The 10,233-nt window shown below is 45.9% G+C and carries 15 protein-coding genes and 1 tRNA gene; 10 read left to right on the plus strand and 6 right to left on the minus strand.

The features are described 5' to 3' along the window. The 7 genes from GX441_12175 to GX441_12205 all read left to right on the plus strand — a co-directional run. On the plus strand, positions 1–301 hold a 301-nt coding region (locus tag GX441_12175; GenBank protein NLI99397.1), incomplete at its 5' end, for a T9SS type A sorting domain-containing protein. Between the two features lie 297 nt (positions 302–598). After that, positions 599–670 (plus strand) — tRNA-Cys (locus tag GX441_12180). Positions 671–872: 202 nt separating this feature from the next. Beyond that, positions 873–1,697 (plus strand): class I SAM-dependent methyltransferase, encoded by an 825-nt coding sequence (locus GX441_12185; GenBank protein ID NLI99398.1) that lies wholly within the window; start codon positions 873–875, stop codon positions 1,695–1,697. Between the two features lie 2 nt (positions 1,698–1,699). Next, complete coding sequence (locus GX441_12190) at positions 1,700–2,521, plus strand: class I SAM-dependent methyltransferase (GenBank protein NLI99399.1); 822 nt, start codon at positions 1,700–1,702, stop codon at positions 2,519–2,521. Positions 2,522–2,552: 31 nt separating this feature from the next. After that, positions 2,553–3,125 (plus strand): 2'-5' RNA ligase family protein, encoded by a 573-nt coding sequence (locus GX441_12195; protein NLI99400.1) that lies wholly within the window; start codon positions 2,553–2,555, stop codon positions 3,123–3,125. A 146-nt stretch (positions 3,126–3,271) separates the two neighbouring features. After that, positions 3,272–4,255 carry a dihydroorotate dehydrogenase-like protein gene (locus GX441_12200; GenBank protein ID NLI99401.1) on the plus strand — a complete coding sequence of 328 codons (984 nt, stop codon included), beginning with the start codon at positions 3,272–3,274 and terminating at the stop codon, positions 4,253–4,255. Between the two features lie 109 nt (positions 4,256–4,364). Beyond that, positions 4,365–4,910 (plus strand): hypothetical protein, encoded by a 546-nt coding sequence (locus tag GX441_12205; protein ID NLI99402.1) that lies wholly within the window; start codon positions 4,365–4,367, stop codon positions 4,908–4,910. 58 nt (positions 4,911–4,968) lie between these two features. Here the strand turns inward: GX441_12205 and GX441_12210 are convergent, their stop codons facing one another. The 6 genes from GX441_12210 to GX441_12235 all read right to left on the minus strand — a co-directional run bounded on the left by GX441_12210 (position 4,969) and on the right by GX441_12235 (position 7,850). Continuing rightward, positions 4,969–5,412 (minus strand): hypothetical protein, encoded by a 444-nt coding sequence (locus GX441_12210; protein ID NLI99403.1) that lies wholly within the window; start codon positions 5,410–5,412, stop codon positions 4,969–4,971. Between the two features lie 14 nt (positions 5,413–5,426). Next, positions 5,427–5,843, minus strand: a complete 417-nt coding sequence (locus GX441_12215; protein ID NLI99404.1) for a hypothetical protein — start codon at positions 5,841–5,843, stop codon at positions 5,427–5,429. Between the two features lie 126 nt (positions 5,844–5,969). After that, entirely contained in the window at positions 5,970–6,383 is a 414-nt protein-coding gene (locus GX441_12220) for a hypothetical protein (GenBank protein ID NLI99405.1), read from the minus strand. A 114-nt stretch (positions 6,384–6,497) separates the two neighbouring features. Beyond that, on the minus strand, positions 6,498–6,911 hold the full coding sequence (locus GX441_12225) for a hypothetical protein (protein NLI99406.1): 414 nt from the start codon (positions 6,909–6,911) through the stop codon (positions 6,498–6,500). A gap of 109 nt (positions 6,912–7,020) precedes the next feature. Beyond that, a complete protein-coding gene (locus tag GX441_12230) occupies positions 7,021–7,437 on the minus strand; it encodes a hypothetical protein (protein ID NLI99407.1) in 417 nt (138 codons plus the stop codon). Positions 7,438–7,466: 29 nt separating this feature from the next. Continuing rightward, the gene (locus tag GX441_12235) at positions 7,467–7,850 is read right to left on the minus strand and encodes a hypothetical protein (protein ID NLI99408.1); all 384 of its coding nucleotides are present in this window, start codon (positions 7,848–7,850) and stop codon (positions 7,467–7,469) included. Between the two features lie 243 nt (positions 7,851–8,093). Here GX441_12235 and GX441_12240 point away from each other — a divergent pair, with 243 nt between their 5' ends. The 3 genes from GX441_12240 to GX441_12250 form a co-directional block, all read left to right on the plus strand. Next, the gene (locus GX441_12240; GenBank protein ID NLI99409.1) at positions 8,094–8,576 is read left to right on the plus strand and encodes a flavodoxin family protein; all 483 of its coding nucleotides are present in this window, start codon (positions 8,094–8,096) and stop codon (positions 8,574–8,576) included. A gap of 65 nt (positions 8,577–8,641) precedes the next feature. Further along, positions 8,642–9,043: a DUF1232 domain-containing protein gene (locus GX441_12245; GenBank protein NLI99410.1), complete on the plus strand. Its 402-nt coding sequence runs from the start codon at positions 8,642–8,644 to the stop codon at positions 9,041–9,043. A 62-nt stretch (positions 9,044–9,105) separates the two neighbouring features. Beyond that, positions 9,106–10,233 (plus strand): hypothetical protein (locus tag GX441_12250; protein NLI99411.1); only part of this gene is annotated, 1,128 nt, incomplete at its 3' end.

The following is a 10,233-nucleotide window of genomic DNA, read 5'->3' on the forward strand; positions in this document are numbered from 1 at the left end:
ACCCCCTGACACCGTATTCCACTACTGGCTTCCTGTGGGCGTAGAGGAACCTGCAGCGCCCGCAACACCTGCATCCCCCTTACTCGACGTCGGTGATCCCTACTCGATTCGATACTCCTTACCTTCAGGCGAGCAGGGCACGATCAGCCTTTACGATCCCACGGGCAGAAGAATCGAGAGCTACAAAGTTCAAGGTGAGGGTCAAGCGGCGATTAAGGTAAGCCTCCCATCGGGCGTGTATTTTATTAAGCTTGAGGCGGGGAAGGCAAGCGTCACTAAGAAGGCTGTGGTTTTGAGATAAAGGAGCATTCCCTGCGGGAATAGATTGCTTCGCCGGCTGGGAGTCGTCTCGCAACGACGTTGATAGTTCCTCTGACGTATTTTTTTCCAAATCTGACCACTAACCTTGAATCCAGAGCTTAAGCGGGGTCCCCCAAATAATGCTTTGAGCATTATTTGGGGGCGGTTTTGTCCATCCTCTGACCACGTTCTGTCACCCTTTTGTCCTAGATTCCTGACCTCGAAGAGTTAATCCTGACTGCGTTTTTCTGTCCGGAGTTGACAACTAACTAACCTCAATTATAATCACTTTCGTTAAGGCGGCATAGCCAAGTGGCAAGGCGATGGTCTGCAAAACCATTATTCCCCGGTTCAAATCCGGGTGCCGCCTTTTCTTCTAAGTCTATAATTAAACAATTAAGATAGGGGGTGACTTGACAGAATATGTATCCAGGAATTGACAGGGCATCTTTAAGGAGTATATTTACAGTATCGCTAAACGTATAATAGGAGTTCGGATGGAATTGCCAATAATCTCGCAAGTCTCTTGTTTTTTAATGATATACGAGACGAAGTAAAGTAGGGGTTGTCTTATGGATGAATTCACTAGAACCAATTATGAACGTTGGGACGAACTGGTTGATGTAAATGCGAGGTCTCCATTCTACAATCTTGAGAAATTCAAAAAAGGCGGTCTGTTTCTTGATAAGCTTGAATATGAAGGCGTTGGCAACGTCAAAGACAAATCGCTCCTTCACTTAATGTGTCACTTCGGGATGGGTACCTTGTCTTTTGCTCGCATGGGTGCACAAGCCACGGGCATAGATTTTTCTCCCAAGGCTATTGAACTTGCACAATCACTAGCAAAGGAACTTAATCTGTCTGTACGTTTTATATGTTCAGATGTCTACGACCTGCCTCAAAATCTTGACGGCGCATTCGATGTAGTATTTACATCTTACGGTGTGTTGTACTTTCTGTCTGATCTTGAGCGCTGGGCAAAAGTCGTATCACGCTTTTTAAAACCGGGTGGTTTCTTCTTTATGGTTGACGGGCATCCTTTTTCTCAGGTGTACGACCTTGGCGGTCCTCCATCCGATTCCGAACTCAGAATATCGTATCCTTACTTTTCATCTGGCCCTGTACGGTGTGATGAAAGCGGATCATACGCTGATTCGGATGCGAGAATGGAGCACAAAGTTTTCTATAAGTGGCTCCATCCGGTTTCGACCATCATTAACTCGCTCATATCAGCGGGGCTTACAATCGAGAATTTCAACGAATACCCTTTTGCAGCTGCGCCTATGCATTCAAACCTTGTACGCAAAGATGACGGATATTGGTATCTCCCTGATGACAGGATGGACATACCCTTCATGTTCTCGCTGAGAGCGACAAAGAAGATACCGATGGGTTGATTATGGATGAAAAGGTAAAGGCGAATATGCTCCACTGGAATGACATGGTGGAACCGCACGTCAAATCAGATTTTTACAATCTGGACGGTTTTAAAAGGGGGCAAAATACCCTCGATAAGATTGTACTCGAAGGTGTAGGCGACGTAAAGGGCAAATCGCTCCTTCACCTTCAGTGTCACTTCGGGCTGGACACGCTTTCTTTCGCACGACTTGGCGCAACTGTTACTGGCGTCGATTTTTCTCCTAAGGCAATTAAACATGCTCGTGCAATTGCGAAGGAACTCAATATTCCTTCAACATTTGTCTGCTCGGATATCTACGATCTCTGCAATCAACTATCTTGCCAGCAGGGAGATAAGAACGGTTACGATATTGTTTTTACTTCTCAAGGGGTTTTATGCTGGCTGCCTGATTTGAAAAAGTGGGCTGAGATTATAGAGCATTTCCTTAAACCCGGCGGCTTCTTCTTCATTCAGGAATCCCATCCCTTTGCCCATGTTTTTGATGATGAAAATCCTAGAGACTTCCGCATCCGTTATTCATACTTTCTAAAGGAAGCGATGCTTTTTGAAGACGATAGTTCCTATGCCGTATCCCGTTTCGAGACAGAAAATACCATGTCATACGAATGGATGCACCCGGTTTCGGAGATACTTAACTCCTTAATCAATGCAGGACTCACAATCGAATACTTCAAGGAATATCCTTACATGTTCGGAAGGCATTATACGTTCCTTGAAAAGGGAAAAGACGGATTCTGGCATCCGCCCTCCGGTCGAGGAGATATCCCTCTCATGTTTACACTCAAAGCTCATAAACGTTGACATCATGTGTTTTGTGAGTAGGTTATGACATATGGTAAGCGGAAAAGCAAAAACAGGAGCCTATGCAATTGCCACTCTTCTCGGAGGTGAACCTCGCAGTTGCATCGAAAGAATATGGCACGAGCTTCTTGTACATTTCGGGGTTCGACATCCCTACAAGGTGCCGCTTGCTCATTTCTCTTATCACGTTGCTGAGAATTATGATCTTGAAAAGATAAAACCCTTGATTTCACAGTTCACCGCGTATAAATCTGTCTTTAAAGTACATACTGAGGGTATAGGTTTTTTTAATGCAGCTGAGCCGATTATCTATATACCTGTAGTCAGAGATCCTCAATTTACCAGCTTTCACCGCTCCCTCTGCCATGTCGTGGATTCATGGGCAACAAAACCTCTTGATTACTTTCATCCTGACAGCTGGATGCCTCACATAACACTTGTGCACGGCAACATAAAAAAGGATATCCTTCCTCAAGTTCTTGCATATCTCGCGGAAAAGGATTTCAACTGGGAGGTTGAAGTTTCGAACATATCCGTCATCTGTTCGGAGTGTACGGAGTTCGATTCCGGATTACGCTTTCCATTAAGTTTACAGGGTATCTAGTCGAACTTCAATTCTAGGTTTAGTTGCGGGATATTCCTCATATTCACAATTTCAAAAGTAGAAAGCGGTGCGTTGACCACTTGACGCTTAATGAATTATTGCTAAAGTAATTCACGTAAATAATATTTTTTCAAAAAGGAGCGGCGATGCCTGATCTTAAAACCAAATACATGGGGTTAGAATTACGTAATCCTTTGATGGTTGCAAGCTGTGGTCTTTCGGGAACCCTGGACGGTATAATTCAAGCCGCCGATTCAGGGGCTGGCGCTGTAGTTCTTAAATCCATATTTGAAGAGCAGATTGATGTTGAAGTCGACGATTTGACTCAGAATACATGGCTGCCCGGTCATCCTGAAGCCGTAGATTACCTTAGGCAAACAGGATACGCTCTCGGACCAAACAAGTATCTTGATTTCATAACCGAATCCAAGAAAGCGGTTCCAATCCCCGTATTTGCCAGCCTTAATTGCGTGTCTCCTCGGTGGTGGGTGGACTATGCCCGCAAGATTGAAGATGCGGGTGCGGACGGTCTCGAGTTGAACATTTCCGTCAGGCCATCTGACCCTAAACGTACGGCAAGAGAAGTAGAAAAAATATACTTCGACATAATCGAATCCGTCAAACCTAAGATCAAAATACCAGTTGCAGTCAAGATAGGTCCGTATTTCACCTCCCTTGGGAATATTGCCAAGGAACTAGCAAATCGCGGTGCCGATGCGATTGTACTCTTCAATAGATTTTACAAGCTTGATATAGATATCGACAAGATGCAATTGAAACCGGGCTACCCCTTCTCGAATCCTGAGGAAATCGAACGTACGCTTAGATGGGTTGCGCTGCTTGCTGGACGCATTAATGCCGATATTGCAGCCTCAACAGGAATCCATGATGCGACAGGCGTCGTTAAGCAGCTGCTTGCAGGTGCTAGCGTTGTTGAGATGTGCTCTGCGCTTTACAAACAAGGGATATCATTTCTCAGAAATGTCATTGAAGGGCTAGAAGAATGGATGAAACGCCACAATTTCTCCAAAGTCGAAGAATTCAGAGGAAGGCTTAGCCAGGAGGAATCGGACAATCCTGAACTCTATGAAAGACTGCAGTACATCAAGGCCGTAGTCGGGATAGAGTAATCGGGGTAAAAATCTTCAATCCCTTGCGTTCTCTTTTGACTTGTTTCTTTCAAACCTTACTTGTTGACAACCGTTAATATGAGATTAATCTAATAAAAAAGGAGGCAAATTGCTTTACCAGTCATCCTTGATTATTACGAGTTTTTTCATCCTTTCCGCAGCGCCCCAAGCGCAGGCTCCTTTTCTTATCGAGGAGCTTGACAGCTCTGCAGTGGCAGAATCATCCGAAACGTGGTTCAATATTGCAGAAACGGGTCAGAAGGTTATCGAAAATCTTGATTTCTACCTTGTTGTATCGCCGGATCAACGCTGGATAATAATGGGAAAACCCGTTGAGGGACTTGATGTGGTAACTTACAAGCTTTACCTTATTTCAATCTATGATGCTAACCTGCGTCTCATTTCTGAACAGGCGCTTGGAGCGACATTCTCACCTACATCCGATTTTATTTTTATCCCCTCAGGTATGAATCCCATGCTTTACGATTTAAAAAAACATAAGGGGCTTGTTATCAGTAACATCTCTTCCGGTCTCGAAAACTATCCATCATGGGTTTCTGAATGGTCTGAAGACGGCCTGGAATTAGTAATTCGCCAGCAGCTTCGTTTCGATGACTCATCCAGCAAACGTGCCTGGCGAATAACTCTTAAATAAAATTAAAACCGGGTGGAACAAATCCACCCGGCGATATGCGCAGTTTATTCTAGGTTATCTATTCTTCGTACGGTATTATCTGTGTACCGCTCCAGAAACCGTGGTGAATGGCAGCTGGATCATTAGTCAGTATCCATTCACCCTCGGCTTGGCCTGGTTCAGAGACGATAAGATTGAAGATGCCGGTCCATGTTCCCGCAACGAGGCCTTTTTTATCGTAGATAACACCTTTAATGACCTTGTAGATGCCGCCGCCGTCTGAGGAAAGAGTCGCATATAGTTTTCCATAATCGACACCGTTGTCCGATATCCATCTGCCTCTGAACTCTGGGGCATCGGGACCGGTCGGATCATCAATGATGATTCCTTTCCAATTACCGTGAATGTCGATACCGGTGGGATCGCCCCAGTAGGTGCCTTTCCAACTTGTGTTTTGTGCTGCGAGAGTGCTCGCGCCAAGAACGAGTGCAAGAATGGTTGCTGCGAGGAGTATTTTTTTCATTTTATTTTCCTAAGCTATTCTTCGTCAGTCAATGCTAACTGGCCAGTCCATTTGCCTATGTAGGCCGCGTCAATCCATGCCCATGCGCCTTCGCCATGACCTGGCTTTACCATCAACGTGAAGTATCCATCCCAGAAACCGACTTCGTTACCGTTTATGTCGTAAAGCGTGCCTTTTATTATCTTGTAGTTTCCGTATCCGTCGGGCTTGAGACTTGCATACATTGTTCCCTGCTTGTTGACGTCCATAGAAACCCATTTGCCTTTAAAGTAAGGTTTTGCAGGGCCGGTTGGATCGTCATAGATAGTACCTTTCCAGATACCCTGGTCCATGCAGATGTACTTGCCTGTCCAGTTCGTGTTAGCGGCCACAAGCGAACTCGCGCCAAGAACTATTCCCAGAGCCGCAATGATAAGCAGTGCTTTTTTCATTTCTCCTCCTAAGCTTAGCAAGCTTGGATTGAAGGTTTTCTTTGCCACTCCTTTTGAACACGCTTGTTTTCAGAAACCATCACAAGATTCTAAAACTGCCAAAAAGCCGATTTGATTATTATTCGATTATTCCTCGTCAGCTTTTATCAACTGGCCTACCCATTTGCCTTTGTACGGTGCGTCCACCCACGTCCAGGCGCCTTCGCCGTGACCGGGCTTGACCATCAATGTGAAGGAACCGTACCAGTAGCCGACGATTAATCCTTTCTCGTTGTATAAAGTGCCTTTTACTATCTTGTAGTTGCCGAATCCGTCGGGTTGCAGCGATGCGTACATAGTTCCCTGCTTGTTCACGTCTACTGAAGTCCATTTGCCTGAAAAGTAAGGCTTTGGTCCAATAGGGCTGTCGTAGATGGTGCCTTTCCATACGCCCTGGTCAACGCAAGAGTACTTGCCTTCCCAGTTAGTGTTTGCGGCTGCGAGCGAGCTTGCACCTAGAACGAGCGCAAGCGCTAGTACGGTTAGCAGTATTTTCTTCATGTCTTCTCCTACAAAAGGTTTTTGTTTTTGTTCGCCGCTCCTTCTGAACCCTCTGATTTGGAGCCCTTCCATCAATTTAATTGACGGAAGGGCTGACTCTGTTAAAGCTTCAATCTAAGGCAGGATTCGTTTCCCCTGCCATTTGCCTTGCTGCGTGGACGTTGCGTCAATCTCCGCCCAGGTGCCTTCGGCGCGGCCAGGCTTGTAGTTTACGTCAAAGTAGCCGTCCCAGGTTCCTATCAAATATCCTTTCTCGTCGTAGACGACTCCTTTTACAACCTTGTATATGCCGTGACCTTCATATTTCAGATCCGCGAAAAGCTTGCCGTAGTCCGCTTCATCGGCTGAAGCCCATTTTCCTTCAAAGTGAGGTTTGTCCGGTCCGGTAGGGTCGTCAAATAACGTGCCGGCCCAGATGCCTTCATGGTCCCCCCAGTATTTTCCTTCCCAGTCCGTGTTTGCGGCTAGAACCGAGCTTGCGCCGAGAGCGACAACGAGCATAGTAAAAGTGAAGAGTATTTTCTTCATTGTTTTCTCCTACGCGTGTTTTTTATTATTTTGCCGCTCCTCGAATACACACTGATTTTAAAGCCTGCCTCTCGGAACCAAGAAAGGCAGGGTTTACTATTTAAATGGTCTATTCTTCTTCAAAAAGGATTCGTTTTCCCTGCCACTTGCCATAATGGATTGCATCAGGATCGTCGAAGGTTTTCCATTCACCTTCTGCATAGCCTGGCTTTATGTTCTGGTCGAAATAACCATCCCAAGCACCTATTAAGTTTCCATTTATGTCGTAGATGGTTCCCTTAACAATCTTGAAGATGCCGTGTCCGGCATAGTCGAGAACTGCGTAGAGGGTTCCTTCTTCAGCGGTTTCTTCACAGGCCCATTTACCTTTGAATATAGGCGGATCTTGCTCATTATCGTAAAGGGTACCTTTCCATATGCCTTCACTGTCTCCCCAGAACTTGCCGTGCCAGTTGGTTGCAGCTGAAAGCGAGCTTGCGCCGAGAACTAAAGCCAGTACTCCTAATATAAGCAATACTTTTTTCATGGGATTCTCCTTTGAGTTGAGTTAATCTGCTAGATAGACCAGCCTGTCCATTTGCCCGATTCGCCGGATTCCAGGCACCAAGTACCCGAGGCAAGGGCGTCGTCAAAAGCAGGGAATTTACCTTCCCATTTGCCTATGACGTTATTTTTATCGTCTAGAATATAGCCAGTCACATAATAGAAGTTTTTGATGAGTTCAATTGTTTCTCCCCTTATAAATCCGTGGGGGGGAGGATCAAAAGGGGCATACTCTTCCCATGTTCCCAGGAAGCATGGATCCTGATAGGGTGTGAGAGAACCCTGCCATGTTCCAGCCTTGTCGCCATCAAAGGCGCCAGCCCAGTTTGTTTGAGCCATAAGACCGGTTGCACCGATTGTCAAAAGGGCGGCAATAATGAGCGCTTTTTTGAGCATGTGTTCCTCCGAGTTGGAATATTGAACAAGCCCACCTTATCCTGCACAAAAGTATAGGCTAAACTTTTTTTTTGTCAATAGAATTACAAATAATTCAGTATTTAGTATTTTTTTTGATTTAAATACGAAAAAAACTTTTAAAAAGGATACTTAGAATATGCTATATTCACTCATCGTGCCGGTGTTTAATTGACTTTTAATTCAGTAGTTGTATATTGTTTCACTGAAACTCAAGGAGAGTGTATGAACATATTGGTTTTATATTTTTCTCGTTCAGGAAATACCAGAAAGCTGGCAGAGGCTTTTTGCGAAGGCGTTGAAAACGTAGAAGGTTTTCGAACGCTATTGCGTTCTACCGAAGAGGTCACGGCAGAAGAGTTCGCATCTGCTGATGGCATCATTGCCGGTTCACCGGTTTATTTTGGTTCAATGGCAGCGGAATTGAAATCCGTTTTCGATAAGTTTGTTACAGTCAGACGCAAAATGGAAGGAAAACCCGGCGCCGCATTTGCGACATCAGGCGATGGATCAGGAGGTAAGGAAACAACCATAATTTCAATAATACAGGCGATGCTCATTTACGGCATGATAATAGTTGGTGATCCAATGTCGGCGACAGGTCATTACGGAACTGCGTGCAAAGGGGTGCCGGACGAGAGGACGATTGATAACGCAAAGCTTCACGGAAGACGAGTTGCTGAAGTAGCAAAGATGTTAAGGGCATAGTTACTACATGTCAGGGAAATATCATAGAACTCCTGGGTGTGGAATTTTCAATCAATGATATTAATATGAAATTTGTAGATAAGCTCAAGGCAAGAGCTCGAAAACTCAAGAGTGAAACCTATGCTTTATGGCTGGCGTATAGGCATCCCGGAACGCCGTGGCACGCGAAGGTATTTGCAGCATGCGTGGTGGCTTATGCTTTGAGTCCTATCGATCTCATTCCGGATTTCATACCCATACTCGGTTATCTGGATGATCTCGTGCTGGTACCACTCGGCATCCTTCTATCCATCAGGATGATCCCTAAAGATGTGATGGCAGAATGCCGTGAAAGAGTCCAAACGCTTAATTCAGCGAAGCTTAAAAAAAACTGGGTCGCAGCGGCTGTAATAGTTTCTTTCTGGGCGCTAGTTATAGCGTTTACAGGGCTTCTTGTCTGGAGGGCAATCAAGGGTAAAGGCGGTTGATTCGGGAACGGCAAGGGATATACTATCTTTCAGAATACGCAAGAAATAATTAAGGAGGAAGAATGCGAAAATCTTCGTTTTACTGCATCATAGTTTTGCTTTTGCCGGTGTTTGTTTTTTCACAAGCGGACTCCCTTTATAGGCCAATATCTGCGTCCTGCGTACCGGGAATATCTTCTAACGGGTTTCCTGGAACAAACGTTACAACAAACTTCTCTTTTAACGTGCTCGGCGGAATAAACCGCAATCTCGTAGGATTCGAGATAGGTTCATTAGCCAATGTCAATGCAGGAAGCATGACCGGCTTGCAGATAGCAGGGATCACAAATTTCACCGGCGGAAACGTGAAAGGAGTGCAGATTGCCGGGGTGAACAACTTCGTCCTCGGCGATGTGAGCGTCACTCATCTTGCCGGCGTATTCAACTTCGCTCTGGGAAATGTAAACGGAGCTCAAACTGCAGGCGTGTTTAATATAGCGGTTGGACATGTCGCTGGTATTCAACTCGCAGGAGTCTTAAACCTCGCCGTCGGCGGTGCGGAGGGCGCGCAGGTATCCGGGCCCTTGAACATTTCTATTGGCGATGTGCCCCTACAACTCGGCGTAACCAACATTGAAACCGGTGGAACCTTTACCCAGCTAGGTGTGGCCAACATCGCAGGCAGATCGAGCGGGCTTCAACTTGGTGTTTTCAACTTTGCAGCCAAGCAGGAGGGTGTCCCGATAGGCATAGTCAGCGTCGCTGGCGACGGCTGGTATCATGTTACCCTTTGGGCGGATGAGACGGCTCCCGTGAGTGTTGGTTTCAAGATGGGTTCGAAATACATCTACAACATCTACACTTATGGCTACAATCCTTTGGGCGACACGAAACACTCGAGATTCGGCTTGGGACTCGGAACCCGCATTCCCCTCGATCCGTTCTACGTGGATATCGACGCTATACATTACCAGATGAACGAGGGTGTAAGCCCGTGGGCTAGCAACAACGGCTACAACGGCCTTAGCGAGGTTCGTTTCATGGCTGGACTGAGCGTCATGCCTGGACTCAGGATTTTTGCGGGCCCTACCCTCAATGTCTGGAACTCTGCCCAGTTTGACGGAGAGACCATTCCGTCCTTCGGTCTCTTCCTGGGGGATTATGACGGCCAGAATTTCTACACAGATATCTGGCTTGGATTCTCACTCGGT

It is taken from the genome of bacterium, from assembly GCA_012517375.1.
GTDB lineage: Bacteria > Hydrothermota > Tepidihabitantia > B3-TA06 > B3-TA06 > JAAYVC01.